This is a genomic window from Desulfitobacterium elongatum, assembly GCF_055378975.1.
Genome location: NZ_AP038772.1, coordinates 124,658 through 143,915, shown reverse-complemented (window position 1 = coordinate 143,915; position 19,258 = coordinate 124,658). Strand labels below are relative to the sequence as shown.

Sequence of the window (19,258 nt, the reverse complement as noted above, 5' to 3'; positions counted from 1 at the left end):
GGATGAACCTTCCCCTTAACCCTTAGCCTATATTCATCCCCAACCATGTCATTACAAGGACAAAAGGTACTAGAAGAAGCCAGGCAACCCACGACCTCTTCCTCTTATAAACCATGTATGCAGCAGCGAATTGAAACAAAGGAAGTAACGCCATAAAGTACTGGAACCTTGGAGTTGCACTTAAATACAATGAAATCGGCAGAGCAAAAATCGCACCGAGTACTAACCAGCGGGCTCGTTTGCAGATAAGCCCTAAAACTGAGAGAAGGAAAGAGGTTATGATACCAGGCCACCCTACTAGACATCGCGCAAGGAAAGCCGCTATATTTTCTCCCTGAGTAGACTTTACTTTCTGAGTCGTTTGATTACCTATTTCCGTAAAGCGTGGCTTCTCCCCCTGCTTTGGATAAATTTGCAAGCTTTCCCCATTAGGCCTTTTTACATAGGCATTTACTTCATAGCCATTCCCCACAAACGAGAAGTCATTTTCTCGACCACCGGAATTGACATACCATTCAATGCTCGCTAGATCGGCTAGAAGTCCTGGAGTAGGTGAATTGCTGGGTAGAAGCTTCAAGGTCGCAAAGTCTCCACTATCTGCTTTGAAGATTCCCCATGCCTTTTTATACGAACTTCCTGTCTTCTTCAGTGAAAAGACTCCGAAATCGCTTACTGAAGGGTTTTCCTTATTCCACCCATACGTGAAATCGTCTGAGACGATAATTCTATCAGAATTCAATTTTCCACTGAGAACCTTTAAAACCTTCACCTCAAAGTCCTCATCCTTTTTCTCTATCAGTTGTCCGACGATCATGGCATCCTGATCCTCACGGAAGGACTCTACTTCATCGGCATGAAGCATCCGATAGAGTGCGTCTGCCGCCAATACCCCGCTTGGGGATCCTAGGAGCATGAGGACCAGGCATAGACCGAATGCTAATTTTCGCACATTTCGCCCCTCCTGTAATGCCTTAATGGAATCGTTTTATTTTAATCTCCCCTAAGCTAATCTAGAACCTTCTACTCTATTCTTCGAATATCCTCCTAAGACACTCCGTCCTTTTCCAAAAACCACATGAAATTTTGTGATTTGTAAGCCAGGCTATCCACACGCTCAATTTGCTTTAATGGAGATACTTTGAATTTCCTAAATCTTTTTTAGACTTTTCGGGTATCCTATTCAATGTTCCAGTTAAAAAGCTTGTCCAATAAAACAAAGGAGGAGTGCGAATTGTTGAAGAAGTTTGCTGTAAGTTTACTGACCTTAGCCTTTCTAACTTTCGGTGCTGGTGCTGCTTTCGGTGCAACTGCGCCCGATCCTGCCAAATTACAGGAACTCAAAGTTCTACACCAGCAAATGTATGATCTTCGCGTGCAAATGATTGACAAACGGGTCGAGGCTGGCCTTCTTGAAAAAGAAAAAGCCATCAAGATCAAAGAGTCAATGGAAAATCACAAGAAGAAAGCTGAAGAAGATATGGCTAATGGAAAGTATGACTTTGGGAAGAAACATGGTAAGGATTGCGACAAGAAAGCCGATCGCAATCATCAAACCACTCCCGACAAATAACCTTCACTAGGCACAAACTGACTTTGAAGAACTGAACACCTGTTTTTTAACTGGAAACATGTCCCTGAATCCCCCAGCTTTGGTTGGGGGATTCTGCTTTTCATTCTGCCTCACACTCTACCCTTTCACTGATATGCCATGTAAACTCAGAAAAGGAACGAGTCAAACAGCGAATATAGCGCATTTCCTCTTCAGATAGAGCGATGTCCTGTCCCTCTATTTCTATTTCGACATGAACCGGAGCTCCAAATTCCCGTTCAAGTTTGGGTAGTAGATGTCTTATAGAATATGCAAATTGCTCCTGCTCAAAGACTGAACTCCTAATAACAAACCGTACGATGGCCTGTGAGATATACCATTTCTTTTTCCAGTCTTGAATCTTCCCTTGAAATGCTTCCGGGATAGACCACTCCCAAGAATCTGAAAGTACCCAAAGCAAGGCCAAGATGGCACCTAAACCTGTAAGCTGTACACCCATGTTCTTCCCCCCTAACCTTAGACTATGTCAGGGGTTAACGAAGAGTAATTTGTCTCTTTCTTGCATACTCCGCTAAAAGCAAATTATACTCGGAGGGCTGAAAGCTCTCAGCCTCAGGCCATAGTTTTTTCTCAAATGCACTGATCTGATGAATAGCCGCAATCCTTCCTGGGACATTTTCTACCCAGCGATAAAGTTCTACCGCTTCCTCAAAGTTACTTACTTTACGCTTTTCAGCTTCTTCAAAGACAATTCCCTGAGCCCATTCGTACATACGCAGATCGAACTTTTCCCACGCCAGGATATTTTCTATCGCTACAAGACCGTTGCTTCCACTCTTCTCAATCTCAAGGCGTGCAGCTTCTTGGCGAATCTTCGGTTGGATTTGATCCCCCCGTTCAATCCACTGAGGATGTGCTGCCGTGGCAAGCAGTAAACCTCCGATTCCCAACAGAAGCGCACTCGATAAGAAGCTTATTCCCTTTTTCACTGGGGCGCCCAGCTTTTGTGTATAGTAAGATTCAATCGAGGTGGAGTTTTTTCTCCAGCTCCATTTTTTTAGTGTAGATGAAGAGAATATCCCGAAGAGGGTCCAGAATAATAAGCCTAGAGCGCCAAATAAAAAATCTGTGTCTAAAAGAGCGTGTATCGCTAAAAAGAGAAGTGCGCTAACCCCCCTGATAAAGGTCAAATTTTTCTCCGAGTTCTCACGTAATTTTCTCAGCACTTTTCCACTTAAACCAGCTAAAGCCCAAGCTCCCCACCCTCCAGCTAAGAGTATTCCCAGTATTCCTTGATGGAGTAAAATGCGGATTCCCAATGAATGAGGGTCTGTCGTCCAATAAGGGATGTTTTGAACGATTGGAAAAGCATACCACCCTCCAGCCCTTGGCAATCCTTTGTTAAGGACAGCGAGGTGTAAGCCATCACGAATATAAAGCAGTCGTTCCCCTAATGAAGTAGAAATTCCCCAATTAAACAAGTGCACCATCACTTGTTGATTCCAACGAAGGGTGAGGAGAACTCCAAGACTCAGTAGCAGAATGAGAAGAACACCCTCTTTACGCGCTCTAACTATGCCGAAATTTACCTTATTACCGCGTAAGAAACCCCACTCCCCAAGTCCTCTTAAGAATCCCCTAGGGAATCTTTGAAAACTCCTCTTTCCCCTTTCTAGGTTCTGCCTGCTTCGGGATTTCCACAAAAGGGCTTCCCTGAAGACCCAGATCAGTATAAATATTCCTACAGCACCTCGGGAACCGGTATTAAGAAGGGAAGTAAACATCAGGGCACGAATCCATTTTGATTGGGGCCCTAAAAGGAGTACTGCAGCACAATAAGCTGCTAAGGCATTCGGATACCCAAAAAAAGAGGCAAGACGCCCATCGACTAACGAAATGCCCCCTGGCCACAAACGACTAAACGCTGGAATCCAGCCAATAATCGCGATCAAAATCCCTATCCCCTCGATCCAGCGTAGGACATATCGGCTCTGCCCTTCTTGAAGGTTGGAGGATATACGATAAGCCATCCATAAGACGAGCCAGCGAACAGCATCCAACCAGCCTTCACTTACATTTATGGGATTCAGTAGCCCCACAAAGGTGAGAGCGATAAGCCCCGTGAACACTATATCCGTAAGGGAGATTTGGAACGTCGAGGAATTCTTAAGCGTCAAAGCATAAAAAATAACCATCCCTGCACCAAGGAGCAACCACTCCCGGGGATAAAACGTTCCATGTATAAGCACACTCAAAGTTAAGAAAAAAACCAGGGTTCGCACTTTGCTTTCCCTGGTTGTCTTACTTCTTTGTAAAGTTGTCCCCATCATCGGACTCTCATTACCCTTCTTGTTTGGGGCCTATCGCAAATTTGAGAATTCCGTCGGCGACCAAATCCTCTCCAACGTAAGCCTTCCCTTGCGCAACCCCGATTCCGCGTTTAAGCTTTTGTAGTTCAACTTCTAAGCGAAGCTGATCTCCAGGTATAACCTGCTTCCGAAAGCGGACCTCCTCAAGTGCAGCAAATAAGGCAATATGTCCTGCATATTCCGGCATTTTTAGGAGGACAACGGCTCCGACCTGGGCCAATGCCTCCATAATCAGAACTCCAGGCATCACTGGATAACCCGGGAAATGCCCTTGAAAGAAAGGCTCATTCCCGGATACATTTTTTAGGCCTACAGCACGTTTGCCTTCTTCCAGTTCAAGAATCCGATCCACTAATAAAAAAGGGTATCGATGAGGGATGATTTTCTGAATTTCCTTGCTGTCGAGCATTAAGACGACCTCCTCAATGTATCACTTGAATGTTTTCATACTTTTCCCTATTATGAGAACTAGATTATATCTATGACTCCTTAAAATGTATATCCTCCATGTATATTGTCCATGGAATAATAACTCATCCCGTAAGACTAAACATATGCCATCCTTGAAAACATTAGACCAAGTACTGAAATCGGGCAATAAATCCTTCGGACGAAGTTCCCTTAGCACCTGGTCCTAATTTGATCTCTTTGTAATTATACCCGAGTTTGAGCAAGAAGGGAAGAAAGTCCCGTGAAATCCTACAGTATTTTACAACTCATTGGTGGAGGAGAGATAGGAGGAGCTGAGCAGCACGTCTTAACCCTTCTCAAAGGAATTGATCCTGAGCATTTTTCTGTAGTCTCTGGCTGCCTAATCGACGGTCCCTTTGCTCAGCTCACTCGTGAAATGGAAATTCCCACCCTCCGATTCCCAATGAAGTATACCCTTGATCTATCGCCTCTCCCACACCTTATTCGAGAAGTGCGACGTCAAAACCTATCTCTCATTCATACCCACGGCTCACGTGCAAATCTTCTTGGACGTCTTGCTGGACGTTGGCTAAAGATTCCGGTCGTTAGTACTGTCCATAGTTCTTTGAAACAAGACTATCTCTCCCCCAAAGCAGCCTTCCTCGCACTTGCCTTGGACCGAATGACCCTTCCACTTACCTCCGGCATCATCACTGTTTCGGAAGCTCTAGCTTACGAAGTCGCTGATCGGGGAGGGGAAAACATTCGAACCATCTATAATGGAATCCAACCCCTTCTTCACTTGGAGGATCCTCACAATCGCGCAGATTTGCGACAGAGTTTTCGGCATTCATGGGGAATTCCCTTCGATGCCCTTATCCTTGGTACCATTGCACGTTTGCATCCCACCAAGGGTCTTAACTATCTTATTGAAGCTGCAAAACTACTCCAGATGCGCTTCCCTAAAGTCCACCTTCTGATTGTAGGAGATGGTCCCCTTCACTTGGAGCTTGAAGCTCAATTAAATTCCATCGGTCTTCCTTATACCCTAACGGGTTTTCTGCCTGATGCCTATCAGGCCCTTCCAGCCATGGACCTCTTTATTCTCCCTTCTATCAGCGAAGGGATGGGACTTGTTCTCCTTGAAGCCATGCAAGCCCATATTCCCATTGTTGCAAGTCAAGTGGGAGGCATACCTGAGGTCATCCGTGATGGTAAGGAAGGACTTCTCGTACCTCCCATGAATCCTGAAGCTCTCGCCGAGGCGTGCTTGCGAATCTTAGAGAATCCTGAGCTCTCGAGAAGCATGACAGAAGCTGGAGTAGAACGCTGGCAGGAATTCAGTGTCCATGAGATGTTACGACAAACACAAGCCTTCTATCGAGAGCTCTTACGTGATGAAACAAGGCTCTAGGCTTAGAGATGTTAAAGCCCTCCCGTTGTAGAAAATTCTACAACGGGAGGGCTTTAATCGTGAATCAACACTTCACATTCTTACAGCTTGTCCGCTCCTTAGCGGCGACTGCTCCTGTCACGGTTATCATCATTGCCCTTGCCGTTACTATTATCCATGTTTCTGTACTTGCCATTATCTTTGTCCTTGTCTTTAACTTTATCTTTGCTTTTATCGGAATCATTTTGATCATTGCCACGACTAGAATTCCAATCGTAATGAGCAGACTGCCCCGGGAAGCTAAGAATATTCTTTTCATCCCATGCTTTTTTCTCGTTATTTCCAGCGTCGTTGTTTTCAAAACCACGACTCGGCTGATCCGCTTTGTCCAGTTCTTGTTCCTGACTTTTTTCTACTTTAGGATCTGCGTTAGACGGAAGAGATTTCGCCTTATTTCTTTTGAGTTGATTCTCTTTTTTTATTTGTTCTTGAATCTCAGGCTTCTCGAGTAACCATGCACGTTCATCCGTCTTCTTAATAGCCTCTGGTTCAACTTTAACTCCCGCTTTTTCGGCTGTATTCACCAAGGCATATTCCCCTAGCGTTAAGCCTTTTTCCTGAGCTTGAACCTTTTCTTCAGCTGTCAGCTCGTAGACAGCCACTTGAGGAGAAATCCCCTTTGCGGCTCCCTCAACTTGTTTCGTTATCTCACCCTCATTGATCTCCTTCAAGGAAAGATCACTGTCTGCTTTTATAGGCGAATAGCCTACAAGCACCCAAGTATGGTCAGCATTCAGATAGTTCAAATTCACGGACTGCTCAATGATCTGTGAAAGGGCTTTCTCCCACGGCTCTCCTTTAAGCGGAAGTCCTGAGAGTAGTTGTTCAGCATCAGGGTTAAGAGATTCCAGCTCAAGCACCCTTCCCTTTTGATCCAAGGTAAGCTGAAGACTGGGGTTAATGTCTACAGAAAGCATAGCAACTGCGGTCCTGGGTTGATAAGCGTTCCACCCGAATACTCCCGTGAAAACCATAAGAAAAATTGCTGCGATACTTGCGACGATCCGCCAAATTGGCGTTTTTTGTACCGCGGGAATTTCGATTTCCTCTCCAATGACCACAGCGCCCTTATAGCGAAGCTTCTGAAACGCCCCATCTGAAGTGAGCACCGTCAGCAGTGTCCCATTTTTTTCTAAGACAACCGCTTTAAACCCACTCATCCCTCATCCCCCCTTTCACTCGGGAGCACATACTCCCTTAGATAGATATAATCATGCTGGTTTACAATGAGCAAGGCCACTGCCAAAATGAACTTCCTTCCCCGTTCAAGAACTTTAGGGTGAATTTGTGTCTTCAGAGTCAATGCTTGCATAGGGAGTTTCCCTGTCTTTTCGACTTGACTCCATAATTTCTTGTCAGAAGCAAGAGTGCGGGCAACCCTTAAAAGTGTTCCTCGGGTATCCCGATGTTTTGGGGATACCTCCACCAGTGCCTGAAAAGATAAGCCATATTTTTCAAGGGCCTTAGCGAATTCCTGAATTTCACCCGCCCGTTCTTGGTTCTGTTGCCGTTCTCTGAACTCATGAACTCCCACGTGAATCTCCACGGCTTGCCCTACCTCATCCTGATCCATCGGTAAAGCTTCCCGCAGACGCTGCTTTCGGTAATAATCAATTAAGCGTCGTTTGATAAGAAGTCGAGCATAGGCGAGAAAAGGAACCCCACGATCTTCTTCATAGTGTCCAATGGCTTCATTGAATGCGATCAAAGCCTCGGATAATTCCTCATCCCTACCCCATTCTAAGGCACGGCGGCACGTCTGAACGGAGACATGGCGAATAAAAGGCTGGGATTCCTGCAAGAAGTCCTCCCTGGCCTGTGGATCAAGCGTAATCTTCTCCCAGGACCATTTGAATTCCCACTCAGGCATTTTCCAACCTCCCATTCCTAAGTACGTTTTAGAGCGTAGCGTTTTAGTCGGTCTTGGTGAGCTTTTTTCGCTGGTAAATATTCCAGGTACTTTTTTCAGAATAATATCTCCAGGATTCTGTTTTACACCGGACCTTCGCCGTATTGAATTCATTTTAAGCAGTCGGCTTCGGGCGAAAATGTCCACGGACACTTTCGTACTCAGTAAGCTGCGCGGACCAATCTAACGCTCAAGTTCTCCGCTACTACGGGTACATCCTTCGCCGTTTAGAATCATCACAAGCTTGCGGCTTTGGCAAAACCCACCTTCAGCCGTTTAGCTATCTCTTGAGCATGCGGCTTCGGGCGAAACCCTCCACCGGAGGCTTTCGTCACTGGAGGCTTTCGTGGCCAAATCGGCTTCCCGATAGTCGTAGTAGACTATCGCACTTGTTTGCCTCGTGGCCGGTTGGAAACGTCCATGTTTCCAACCCGTCTCCGCTGCGTACTTTTCGCGAAGATTGGTTACCGCTGGCTTAGAAGCCGTTCACTCCTGCAAAACAAAATCCTTGGTTTGTTTTCTAAGTTTGCTTTGCAAGCCTAATTCTCCCGAGCGTCTGTAACATAACTCAACTAGCAAAGTACTCTACAAGGTACTTTTCTCAGAATTTATCAGCTCTACCGTGCTTTCCGTGACCTCACTTGCTCCTTACTGGACCGAATCACTGCCCAGGCAAAACGAGGCAGTACAAGTTGGCGTTTAAAGCGCTGTGGCTGCTTTACGAGGCGATAGAGCCACTCAAGGCGAATATCTTGGATCCACTTCGGAGCGCGTTTGTTAAACCCAGCAAGTGCGTCAAAGCTGCCTCCTACCCCCATGCTGACCGTTGCTAAATTCAAGTGGGAAAACATCCAGAATTCCTGCCGTGGTGCACCTAATCCTATTAGGAGTAGGTCCGGTTTGAAGTTACGAATTTTCTCCAGCAAGGCGGGTTCCTCTTCACGGCTAAAATAGCCATCCTCCGCTTGCCAGACAAAACCCCGATGTTTCTCTTCAACTTTCTGCGCTGCCAGTTCCGCGACTCCTGGCTTGCTCCCTAACAAAAATACCCGCCACCCTTTTTCTGCGGCCACGGGAAATAACGCTTCTACTAGATCGATTCCAGTAACCCTCTCGGCCACCGGGTAGCCTAAACGCTTCGCAGCCCACACGACTCCTACTCCATCAGGAGTAACAATCTGGGCAGAATTGATTAATTGCTTGAGCCGGGCATCTTTACCCGTAGCATAGATCAACTCAGGGTTTGCTGTAATCACTTGGATGTCTTGATGCTTTTCGATGGCATCTTGGATTTTTGTTACCGTCTGTTGCATGGATTCACGGTCAATCTTTACCCCAAGTATATCGACTCTCACCTTTGAGCCCTCCACATTAAGCAAATTTTTCATTAGGCAGTTGATCCGTATTCCCAAAAGCCCGCTAAGACTTTTTGCACATGCTAACTACCTTACTCAAGATGTTAGCGCTATTTTTCTCGATTAATAAGAAAGTCTTCTTAGACTTAGTCATCGGGTAGGTAAAAAGAAAGAAACCGAGGCGGGTGCTTATCCCGGCATTTTCAACCGGATATCAGCCTCTTTCCTCGGGCCTATGATCATCAAGCATATGGAACCAGATATCTATGCCAAAGACTTAAAAACTGTGATCTAATACCTTCCCTGTCCCTAAAGCGACACAGGAAATAGGATCATCCGCTAGAGTTACTGGCAAGCCTGTCTCTCGGGAAATTCGGGCATCGAAACCATAAACAAGTGATCCCCCACCTGTCATGACGATCCCTTTATTCAAAATATCTGCAGAAAGCTCAGGCGGCGTCCGCTCTAGGACTTCCTTGACCGCTCCGACAATCGCCTCAATCGATTCTTCGAGGGCAACATAACATTCCTTCGAATTCACATTAATTGTTTTGGGAAGCCCAGTTACGAGGTCTCTTCCGCGCACATCGATTTCGGCATGATCCGGACGACCCTCAGGAACAGCAGCTCCGACCGCTATTTTAACTTCTTCGGCGGTTCTCTCTCCGATCATCAAGTTATATTCGCGGCGAATATGCCGAATAATCGCTTCATCAAATTTATCTCCACCTACGCGCAAACTACGTTTGGTTACGATTCCTTCAAGGGAAAGTACCGCGATATCCGAGGTCCCTCCGCCGATATCCACGACCATGTTCCCCGTCGGCCCAGCGATGTCCAGTCCCGCTCCTAGCGCTGCTGCATAAGGTTCTTCAATAACCTTTACCTGTTTTGCTCCCGCTTGATAAGCCGCCTGTTTCACAGCGCGTTCTTCAACTTCTGTAACACCAGAAGGGATACATACAACAACACGGGTCTTAAAGAAGGGCCAACGCCGAGCGCCCGCTTTTTCTAAGAAATATTTGAGCATTAACTCCGTCGTTTGATAATCTGCAATGACGCCATCCCGCATCGGGCGAACGGCTACGATATTACCCGGAGTACGACCGAGCATCATCCGAGCTTCTTCTCCGACCGCGATCCGCTTATTCGTATTCTTATCAATCGCAACTACGGAGGGTTCGTGCATAACAATTCCTTTTCCCTTTACGTACACTAAAACACTCGCCGTCCCTAAATCAATTCCTAAATCAATCCCGAACATTCGTAGAGGTGCCCCTTTCTTTCTCTCTGGCTTGTCCAGCTTTCATGAACACGTCAGCCTTCACTCATAGCTCTCTGGAAAAACCAGTACGACTTAATCCCCTTAAAGCAAAAGTACAATCTCCCCTGCGGGAGATTATACATAATATACCACATTCTCTTATTCGCTAAAAATAGACTAATTCCTTTAAGTATTTACCCTTTTTTCTAAAGAAAACTTGGCTTGTGCTGAGTTCGCGAAGGCAGAAGCCTCGATAAGTCACAGTGCGACTTATCGCGCTTTAGCTGTTGCACTTATGCACCCTTATATTATGCTTCCCGATATGCGAAAATAATAACCTTTTCCCTAGTTCTCCTGATATTTTTTCCGAGTCGCCTCTCCACCGCGAATATGTCGCTCGGCTTTATTACTCTCGAGAATCTGCTTAACCTCCATTGCGAGCTTCTCATTGATTAGGGGCAATCGCTCCGTTACATCTTTATGCACAGTGGATTTACTGACGCCGAAAATATCAGCGGTTTGCCTTACTGTGGCGCTCGATTCCATGATGTAATTTCCAATATCGAGTACCCGCTTGCGAATGTATTCTTGCACGCTGAGCCCTCCTTCTGCACCAAAATTTTATACATTTATATGCACGGAAAATTTAAAAAAGACATCCTTAATAGATGTCTTTAACTGGTAAATGATGTATAAGGTACGACTCAATATCCCTTGTCTCAATTTCAGTTTCCCTTATCGGTTTCAAATTAAAATATAAAAATAGGTATGAGAGTCTTTCAATAACGAATACTAAGCCTATACTTTAATGTTCAACGCTTTTTAAAGGAGGTTCTCTAGTGGCAAAGAAAATGAAAACGATGGATGGGAACCAAGCCGCAGCTGAGGCATCTTATGCTCTAACTGAGGTTGCAACCATCTTCCCGATTACCCCCTCATCTCCTATGGCTGAGGGCGTCGACGAATGGGCGGCTCATGGTAAAAAGAACTTATTTGATCAGCCCGTGAGAGTTGTAGAGATGCAATCCGAATCGGGCGCAGCTGCCGCTACACATGGCTCCCTTCAAGCTGGAGCCTTAACGACGACCTACACAGCTTCCCAAGGATTATTACTCATGATTCCTGAAATGTACAAAATGGCTGGAAATCTAGTTCCAGCAGTCTTTCATGTTAGTGCTCGGGCCTTAGCAACACAGTCCCTATCCATCTTTGGAGATCATCAAGATATTAATGCAGCCCGTCAGACCGGTTTTGCTATGCTCTGCTCGGATGATGTTCAAGAAGCTATGGACCTAGGTTTTATAGCACATCTTTCAGCAATCAAATCACGGGTACCGTTCCTCCACTTTTTCGACGGGTTTAGAACCTCCCATGAAGTTCAGAAAATTGAGGTCACCCCTTATGAAGAGATCGCCAAACTCGTCGATTATGATGCAATTCAAGAGTTTAGAGACCGTGCCCTTAACCCAGAGCATCCCGTGCTAAGAGGAACCGCACAGAATCCAGATATTTATTTCCAAGGACGTGAGGTCTCTAACCCCTTCGTCGAAGCCATTCCTGATATCGTCGAGGATTATTTCAAAGAGTTTAAGAAAATATCTGGACGGGAATATCACCCCTTCCAGTATTACGGGGATCCTCAGGCTGAAAACATTATCGTTGCCATGGGATCGGTGTGCAATACGATAGAAGAGACCATCGATTTCCTAGGTCAAAAAGGGGAAAAATTAGGACTTCTTAAAGTTCACCTTTATCGTCCCTTCTGCTCAAAATATTTCTTCGACGTTCTTCCGAAGACCGTTAAGAAAATTGCAGTTCTCGACCGGACGAAGGAACCTGGCTCTACCGGTGAACCTCTTTACTTAGATATCGTACAGACGTTTAATCATGAAACTACACGACCGATTATTGTCGGTGGGCGTTATGGTCTGGGTTCAAAGGATACTACTCCATCTCAGATTTTGGCTGTTTATAAGAATCTAAAACAAGCTAAGCCCAAAGACCGCTTCACAATCGGAATCATCGACGATGTAAGCCACACTTCCTTGCCTTTGGATGAGATTATTGATACCTCTCCAGAAGGCACGATTCGTTGTAAGTTCTGGGGACTAGGCTCAGATGGTACAGTCGGTGCCAATAAGAGTGCCATTAAAATTATTGGGGATAACACGGACCTCAATGTTCAAGGGTACTTTGAATATGACAGTAAAAAGTCCGGCGGAACGACAATCTCCCACTTGCGCTTCGGTAAAAAGCCGATTAAGTCCTCTTACTTTGTCTTCGATGCCGACTACATCGCCTGCCACAATAAATCCTTTATCTATAATTATGATCTCTTAAAAGGTTTAAGGGAGAATGGAACCTTTGTCCTAAACTGCCCTTGGAAGCCTGAGGAAGTGGAAGATCACCTTCCAGCCTTGCTAAAGCGTTATATTGCCAAAAACAATATTAACTTCTATATCATCGATGCGATTTCCATCGCCGGGGAGATTGGGCTCGGTGGTCGGATTAACATGGTCATGCAGTCTGCTTTCTTTAAGCTTGCTAACGTGATTCCCGTCGAGGATGCTATCCGCTACCTGAAGGATTCCATTCAAAAAGTTTACGGCAAAAAGGGTTCCAATATCGTAGAGATGAATCAAAAAGCGGTCGATCGCGGGATCGAAGCCCTACATAAAGTGGAGGTTCCTGCTTCTTGGGCAGATGCCCCTGATGAAGCTATGCCGGTCAAAGAACTCCCTGACTTTATTAAAAACATTGAACGACCGATGGCCCGCCACGAAGGGGATGACCTTCCGACGAGTGCCTTCGTCGGGATTGAGGATGGGACTTTCCCACTCGGCGTCACGAAGTACGAGAAACGAGGAATTGCCGTCTATATTCCCGAATGGCAAATTGATAAATGTATCCAGTGTAACCAGTGCTCCTATGTCTGTCCCCATGCCACCATTCGACCCTTCCTCTTGGATGAGGATGAGTACACCAAAGCCCCTGATACCTTTAAGACGAAGAAGCCAACGGCTAAGAAACTCGAAGGCTACCATTATCGGATTCAGGTCTCTCCGCTCGATTGTACCGGGTGTGCCAACTGCGCAGATATCTGCCCAGCACCTGGCAAAGCTCTAGTTATGAAGCCTGCGGATCATGAGATTGAGATGGAATCGGAAAACTGGGAATTTGCGATGAATGTTACTGAAAAACGTGATCTCATGGATGTGAGAACACTTGTCGGTAGCCAGTTCGCCAGACCGCTGCTTGAGTTTAATGGAGCTTGCCCCGGCTGCGGCGAGACACCTTATGCAAAACTCATTACACAACTATACGGTGAACGGATGATTATTGCCAATGCAACAGGGTGTTCTTCCATCTGGGGAGGCAGTGCTCCCTCGATTCCTTATACCACCAATGCAGATGGCAAAGGACCAGCCTGGATGAACCCGCTCTTTGAGGATAATGCGGAGTTCGGGTACGGCATATATATTGGTTCGAGACAAATACGTGATAAAATTGCTCAACTAATGCAACAAGGCTTAGAGAGCTCCCTAGGTGATAATCTCAAAGAAGCCTTCCGTGATTGGATTGAAAATATGAATGATGGGGAAGGTTCAAAGCAGGCCTCAGCTCGTGTGCTCGTAGCGATGAAAAATGAAGATGTTGCTGGCAACCCGATTCTATCGGAGATTAAAGCGAAAAAAGATTATCTCATTAAACCTTCCGTCTGGGTCTTCGGCGGGGACGGCTTTGCGTATGACATCGGCTATAATGGTTTAGACCATGTCATTGCCAGTGGGGATGATGTCAACATCTTTATTATGGATACCGAAGTGTATTCCAACACCGGTGGTCAGTCCTCGAAAGCGACTCAGACAGCCGCTATCGCCAAGTTTGCGGCTGCTGGAAAGAAAGTCCGTAAAAAGGATCTCGGACTCATCGCCACGACCTATGGCTATGTTTACGTCGCCCAGATTGCTATGGGAGCTAATATGAATCAAACGATTAAAGCGATCACCGAAGCGGAAAGCTATCACGGTCCGTCCATCATTATCGCCTACGCTTCTTGTATCAACCACGGGATCAAATCCGGTATGGGTACGAGCATGATTGAGATGAAAAAAGCGGTCGATGCTGGCTATTGGCATCTCTGGCGTCATGACCCACGCCTTAAGGACCAAGGAAAGAACCCCTTTATCCTCGACTCCAAAGAACCCAAGGGGAGCTTCCAAGACTTCTTAAAGGGTGAAATTCGTTACTCCTCCCTCAAGACCGTCTTCCCTGAGCATGCCCAAGAGATGTTCGACGTGGCCGAGAAACATGCCCATGAAAAATATCAGACCTTAAAGCGCTTCTCGGAGATGCAATATTAAGTCAGAATGAGTGTTCTTGAGCTAAAAAAGTTATCCAAGGAGGTCTTCTTATGAACGAAGAAAATAAGTCGAAAGAAAAATTTCAAGCTAACCCTATAGAACGTCACGACACAGCTGCCTGGCGCGGGCATATCGAAAGTGCGAAGCCTGAATCGAATGTACCCATTCCAAGCGAAGAATCCGTACTTGAAGCCAAGGAATGGGTAGATACGAATTCCTTGTCCTAAGGGAGAATAGGTCTATATTGAGAGAAAGAGAGCGGGAACTTTAAAAATTCCCGCTCTCTTTCTCTTAGCATCCTGTCTAATTTGGATTGGAAAAATCCTGGCAATCCAATTTACAAGAAGGCCGAGCTGCTATGAGCCTACTCGACCTCTTTTTTTAGTCTCCCACACTCGGAATTTGTACTTGATCCCCATGCCAAACTTCATAATGAAGCTGCGGCTGATCCTTCACTCCATCCGCGCCAGGATAATATCCCACTTGTCCTATGGCCTGATTAACCTCTACCTGCTCTCCTTCTTTAACCCGGAGATTTTCGAGTCCACCATAGATTACGTTCCAGTCCTCTCCACAATCCACCTCAACTTTTTGGCCGAGAATGGGGTCAGGCCCTGCATAGATTACTTTACCTGATTGTTTTACTCGAATGACCGCTCCCTCCGCCTGAGCATAGTCTGTCCCGGCGTGAAAGAGGTAAGCCTGTAAGGATTCTGAGTAATAATTTCCTGCTGATTTAATCAGTACGCCCTGAACGGGGCTTGGAAAATCCTTTATAGTCTTTGCTTTTCCATTCTTAGAAGTATCGTTCTTAGAAGCATCCTCCTTTGAACGGAAATCATTCGTAGCACTTCCTTCACTTTTAATGCCGACAAGTGCTAATTCAGACTTAATTCTATATTCTTCCGACGTAAGCGAGTGGTTAGAGGCACTTGACACTTCTAATTCCTTAGCCTTCTCTACGTCTTCAGTGACTTGAGGATTCTCCTCATATGCTTGTCCAATGACCTCAGTACCCGTTGGCAGATTATCGACGTTTTTCTGCTCCCCAAAAAAGAACGAGCTGGCTCCAAAAAGTACAACTCCTAAAACCCAACAAATAATAACGGTTCTCCATCTCCATGAATTCATAAAAAAATCACCTCAAGAGATATCCTTACCCAGAGCAGCCGGGTTTAGACAACTAAGCGGTGATAAAGTAAACTCGTTTCTCATGAACCCTTACTTAAAGCCAATAACTTTGCTCCTGGATAATAATGCTCCAGGATTTCTTCAAAGGTCTTTCCGCTCTTGGCCAAATCATTGGCCCCATACTGGGACATTCCAACAGCATGCCCATTTCCATAGGTTCTGAGCTGAATTTCCTCTGGTTTAATGATCACCTCGAGATCTGTTGAGGCCAATCCGAGCAACGCCCGGAGCTGGGCTCCTGAATAATTCTTACCCATTACACGGACTGTCTTTGCCCTTCCCGCAGCAGTTTGGCTCAAGATTACAAAGTCAGTTCCCGTAAAGGCCTTCACCGTTCCGGAAATGCCTAATTTCTGATAAAGAGTATTCGGAGTAAAGGTGTAATTCTTGATATAACGATTCGGCTCTTTCTCCTCAGAATCAACATTTTGCAGATAAGGCCTGGCGGAGCTCCATACATCTTCTGCTCGCTCCGTTTGTTTCCGACCGGTACTACTATGATAAAAGGCATCGATATACTGTCCACTTGCTACGAGCACCTGACCCTTCGAACTTGTTACTGCCTTTTCTATACGCCCATGGTATCGCCAAAATCCAACCCATCCCCACTTGTCTCTCATCTGATTTTCTGATATCCAGGCTTGCGTATTCACCGTTGTATCTACATCAAATCCAGGATCAGGCACAGGATGTTGGCTTAACCGTTTAGCGGCAAAGGTACGGGCAGCTACTGCTTGAGCTTTGAGGGCTTCCGGTTCAAATTCAGCCGGCATTTCTGCAGCGACTACCCCGATGAGGTACTCCTCGAGGGGAAGTTGATCAACCTGGCCATTAGGCATTTTGATGCGTATCTGAAAGTCCTCGGTCGATCCTTTCTCGTCCTGCCAACGCAAGATAGTCCAGGGAATAAGTATGATGATAATCACCGTGAGTATCAAAATGGTGATCCCTTCTTTTTTCAAATGCACTCCTCCTCTCAATAGGTCAAGCCTTCGCTAAACACTATGCAGAAGAAATGGACAATATGCTGAAGAAAAAGCAGAGACTCCTGCTGTGTTTTATCAGCCTGAATCTCTGCTCATGAAATCTTGCTTTATGGAATTTGCTTTCAACCTTATACACTTTATATTCGTTACGTTAATGAAAACTGCAAGCTACTCTTGTCTCCGTATTTGAGCTCCGATTCGCGTCAATTTCTCGACGATATGTTCATAGCCACGGTCTATGTGATGAACACCCTGAATCTCTGTCTCCCCTTCAGACGTCAAAGCTGCAAGGATTAGGGCAGCACCTGCTCGTAGGTCTGTCGCGGTCACCGGAGCAGCATTTAAGCGATTGACTCCTTGGATGATTGCGCTTCGGCCCTCGATCTTAATATCTGCGCCCATACGTTTGAGCTCATCAACATGCATGAATCGATTCTCAAATACAGTCTCTGTAACTACTCCTGTGCCATTTGCGCGTGTTAGGAAGGCCAAGAACGGGGCCTGTAAGTCAGTAGGGAAGCCCGGGTGAACTTGGGTCTTAATATCAACCGCGTTGTACACCCCTTCACCGACCACTCGAATTCCATCATCTTCTTCACGGAAGTAAATTCCTGCTTCATCCATTTTAGCGAGCAAGGGCTTTAAATGATCCGCGATAACATTCTGGACAAAAATATCTCCTCCAGCAGCAGCGGCCATCAGAAGGTAACTCCCTGCTTCGATACGATCTGGAATGACTGTATGAATCGCTCCATGGAACTCTTGAACTCCTTCGATGCGAATGACACTTGTCCCCGCTCCACGAACTTTTCCGCCCATCTGATTCAAGAAGTTTGCCAGATCAATAATTTCCGGTTCTTGTGCTGCATTCTCAATAAATGTTGTTCCCTGTGCACCTGCTGCTGCCATCATAATGTTCTCAGTAGCTCCGACACTCGGAAAATCTAAATAAATCCGTGCTCCTCTCAGAACAGGTGCACTCACATCGAGGTAACCATGATCCATTCGAATCTCAGCGCCTAGGGCTTCTAACCCCTTGAGATGCCAATTGATTGGGCGAGAGCCAATAGCACAGCCCCCTGGATGAGAAATCCGAACTCTCCCAGTCCGTGCGAGTACTGGACCCATAGTAACAATTGAAGCTCGCATCTGGGAAACTAAGTCATGTGGTGCTTCAAAACTCGTAATTTCAGGTGTGTTTATAAATAACTGCGAACCCTCCCGCCGAACAGACGCTCCGAAAGCCCCAATCACCTGACACATAACAGTGACATCCAGCAAGTGCGGGGCATCATCTATGCGTACAGGTTCTGGAGAAAGCAGGCTGGCCGCAATGATAGGCAATACTGCATTTTTTGCTCCGCTGACGGTAATCGTTCCTTCTAAGGAACCACCGCCGGTAACGAATAGTTTACTCAAGTGCTGAGGCACCCCCTTTTTGTCTCAATTTTCTATGAATAGTCTTGGAAAATCATAGTTTGGTCAATTTCTATTCGACTAGCTTTTATTCTCCTTAGACACCCGAATTTCCTGCTTTTATTACAATTTTAGTCATACTAAAATTCTTCCAGTAATACAGGGATCGCAACAGCCGTTTTTCCCTTCCCGGCATTAGCCTGGCTTATCACCTGGATATTAACAAAATCTCCCCCGGCTCTCACCATTGGATATAGCTCCTTCATCTGTCCTGCGACAGAGATTGTGCTTTCCGACAAAGACCATTGTATCGGATTTATCCCTTGCTGAACAGAGTAATTTGCAATATCTATTCCTTCCGACACTTTTTCATCTAAATATACAACCCCTCCAAGCTCCTTTACTTGTTTTGAAAGCTTCTGGAACCATGGATAAAGCTCTTTTTCTTCTTCTGATTGGATGATCGTATATCCTGATAATGTGTAGGCACTTCCATTCGATGTATTTCTAAAAGACTCTTTCCACTCCCAGCCCTCTTGGGGAAGGCCCGTCCTTAAATTTACAGGTGGCGTTTCTACTTCAAACCATAAGACAACTCTCAATTCCGCTTCGCTGGCCTTTGTAAAGCCTGAATTAAGGAGTAAGGGGTTCGATTGATCTTTAAATAACTTGTTTGTTGGCGCAAGAACTCCATAGGTAAAAAGAGTGCACAAAAATAATACGGTCATCCAGAGTAATTTATAGGGGTAATGCTTCGTTATTTTATTTTCAATTCCATGAGCATCTGCGCTCATAACATCCCTCTATTCTACTTTTCTTTCTTATGACTAGTTTTGCCAAAGCCTTCAAAAGATAACGGTTATTTGTTCCAACTCGATGAAAAATTTACGCGCAAAAAAAAGGCTGTCTCCTAATGTAACTAAACCCTCGCGGGCGTAGTTTCAACTTAGAGACAACCTCTTTGTAATGAATAATAATGAGCAGATTTTAC

General features: G+C 45.6%; 17 protein-coding genes. 4 read left to right on the top strand and 13 right to left on the bottom strand.

Translation table 11 applies throughout. The features are described 5' to 3' along the window. Positions 1-22: 22 nt before the first annotated feature. Positions 23-949, bottom strand: coding sequence for a hypothetical protein (locus ACZ42W_RS00725; protein ID WP_464167697.1), 927 nt, complete (start codon positions 947-949; stop codon positions 23-25). Positions 950-1,231: 282 nt separating this feature from the next. Here ACZ42W_RS00725 and ACZ42W_RS00720 point away from each other — a divergent pair, with 282 nt between their 5' ends. Then, on the top strand, positions 1,232-1,570 hold the full coding sequence (locus tag ACZ42W_RS00720) for a DUF2680 domain-containing protein (protein ID WP_464167695.1): 339 nt from the start codon (positions 1,232-1,234) through the stop codon (positions 1,568-1,570). Positions 1,571-1,670: 100 nt separating this feature from the next. Here the strand turns inward: ACZ42W_RS00720 and ACZ42W_RS00715 are convergent, their stop codons facing one another. The 3 genes from ACZ42W_RS00715 to fabZ are packed head-to-tail and all read right to left on the bottom strand — an operon-like array spanning position 1,671 to position 4,327. Beyond that, positions 1,671-2,048 carry a hypothetical protein gene (locus ACZ42W_RS00715; RefSeq protein ID WP_464167693.1) on the bottom strand — a complete coding sequence of 126 codons (378 nt, stop codon included), beginning with the start codon at positions 2,046-2,048 and terminating at the stop codon, positions 1,671-1,673. Between the two features lie 34 nt (positions 2,049-2,082). Further along, positions 2,083-3,879, bottom strand: a complete 1,797-nt coding sequence (locus tag ACZ42W_RS00710; protein ID WP_464167691.1) for a hypothetical protein — start codon at positions 3,877-3,879, stop codon at positions 2,083-2,085. 10 nt (positions 3,880-3,889) lie between these two features. Beyond that, positions 3,890-4,327: a 3-hydroxyacyl-ACP dehydratase FabZ gene (fabZ, locus tag ACZ42W_RS00705; RefSeq protein WP_464167689.1), complete on the bottom strand. Its 438-nt coding sequence runs from the start codon at positions 4,325-4,327 to the stop codon at positions 3,890-3,892. Positions 4,328-4,609: 282 nt separating this feature from the next. Between fabZ and ACZ42W_RS00700 the strand changes: the two genes are divergently transcribed. Continuing rightward, positions 4,610-5,743 carry a glycosyltransferase gene (locus tag ACZ42W_RS00700; protein WP_464167687.1) on the top strand — a complete coding sequence of 378 codons (1,134 nt, stop codon included), beginning with the start codon at positions 4,610-4,612 and terminating at the stop codon, positions 5,741-5,743. Positions 5,744-5,841: 98 nt separating this feature from the next. Here the strand turns inward: ACZ42W_RS00700 and ACZ42W_RS00695 are convergent, their stop codons facing one another. The 5 genes from ACZ42W_RS00695 to spoIIID all read right to left on the bottom strand — a co-directional run bounded on the left by ACZ42W_RS00695 (position 5,842) and on the right by spoIIID (position 10,904). Continuing rightward, positions 5,842-6,942 carry an anti-sigma factor domain-containing protein gene (locus tag ACZ42W_RS00695; RefSeq protein WP_464167685.1) on the bottom strand — a complete coding sequence of 367 codons (1,101 nt, stop codon included), beginning with the start codon at positions 6,940-6,942 and terminating at the stop codon, positions 5,842-5,844. Continuing rightward, entirely contained in the window at positions 6,939-7,652 is a 714-nt protein-coding gene (gene sigI, locus ACZ42W_RS00690) for an RNA polymerase sigma-I factor (protein ID WP_464167683.1), read from the bottom strand. The genes ACZ42W_RS00695 and sigI overlap by 4 nt, the downstream gene beginning before the upstream one ends. 656 nt (positions 7,653-8,308) lie before the next feature. Further along, positions 8,309-9,046 (bottom strand): WecB/TagA/CpsF family glycosyltransferase, encoded by a 738-nt coding sequence (locus ACZ42W_RS00685; RefSeq protein WP_464167682.1) that lies wholly within the window; start codon positions 9,044-9,046, stop codon positions 8,309-8,311. Positions 9,047-9,323: 277 nt separating this feature from the next. After that, positions 9,324-10,310: a rod shape-determining protein MreB gene (gene mreB, locus ACZ42W_RS00680; RefSeq protein ID WP_464167680.1), complete on the bottom strand. Its 987-nt coding sequence runs from the start codon at positions 10,308-10,310 to the stop codon at positions 9,324-9,326. Between the two features lie 345 nt (positions 10,311-10,655). Then, a complete protein-coding gene (gene spoIIID, locus ACZ42W_RS00675) occupies positions 10,656-10,904 on the bottom strand; it encodes a sporulation transcriptional regulator SpoIIID (protein ID WP_015263764.1) in 249 nt (82 codons plus the stop codon). 245 nt (positions 10,905-11,149) lie between these two features. Here spoIIID and nifJ point away from each other — a divergent pair, with 245 nt between their 5' ends. Beyond that, positions 11,150-14,674 (top strand): pyruvate:ferredoxin (flavodoxin) oxidoreductase, encoded by a 3,525-nt coding sequence (gene nifJ / locus ACZ42W_RS00670; RefSeq protein WP_464167679.1) that lies wholly within the window; start codon positions 11,150-11,152, stop codon positions 14,672-14,674. A 50-nt stretch (positions 14,675-14,724) separates the two neighbouring features. Beyond that, positions 14,725-14,901: a CDIF630_02480 family spore surface protein gene (locus ACZ42W_RS00665; RefSeq protein ID WP_464167677.1), complete on the top strand. Its 177-nt coding sequence runs from the start codon at positions 14,725-14,727 to the stop codon at positions 14,899-14,901. Positions 14,902-15,055: 154 nt separating this feature from the next. On the opposite strand, the gene ACZ42W_RS00660 is transcribed toward ACZ42W_RS00665, so the two are convergent. The 4 genes from ACZ42W_RS00660 to ACZ42W_RS00645 all read right to left on the bottom strand — a co-directional run bounded on the left by ACZ42W_RS00660 (position 15,056) and on the right by ACZ42W_RS00645 (position 19,061). Then, on the bottom strand, positions 15,056-15,805 hold the full coding sequence (locus tag ACZ42W_RS00660; protein WP_464167675.1) for a M23 family metallopeptidase: 750 nt from the start codon (positions 15,803-15,805) through the stop codon (positions 15,056-15,058). Positions 15,806-15,885: 80 nt separating this feature from the next. Next, positions 15,886-16,827 carry a stage II sporulation protein D gene (gene spoIID, locus ACZ42W_RS00655; RefSeq protein ID WP_464167673.1) on the bottom strand — a complete coding sequence of 314 codons (942 nt, stop codon included), beginning with the start codon at positions 16,825-16,827 and terminating at the stop codon, positions 15,886-15,888. Positions 16,828-17,019: 192 nt separating this feature from the next. Then, on the bottom strand, positions 17,020-18,270 hold the full coding sequence (gene murA, locus ACZ42W_RS00650; protein ID WP_464167672.1) for a UDP-N-acetylglucosamine 1-carboxyvinyltransferase: 1,251 nt from the start codon (positions 18,268-18,270) through the stop codon (positions 17,020-17,022). A gap of 137 nt (positions 18,271-18,407) precedes the next feature. Next, positions 18,408-19,061, bottom strand: coding sequence for a hypothetical protein (locus ACZ42W_RS00645; RefSeq protein ID WP_464167670.1), 654 nt, complete (start codon positions 19,059-19,061; stop codon positions 18,408-18,410). Positions 19,062-19,258 lie beyond the last annotated feature (197 nt).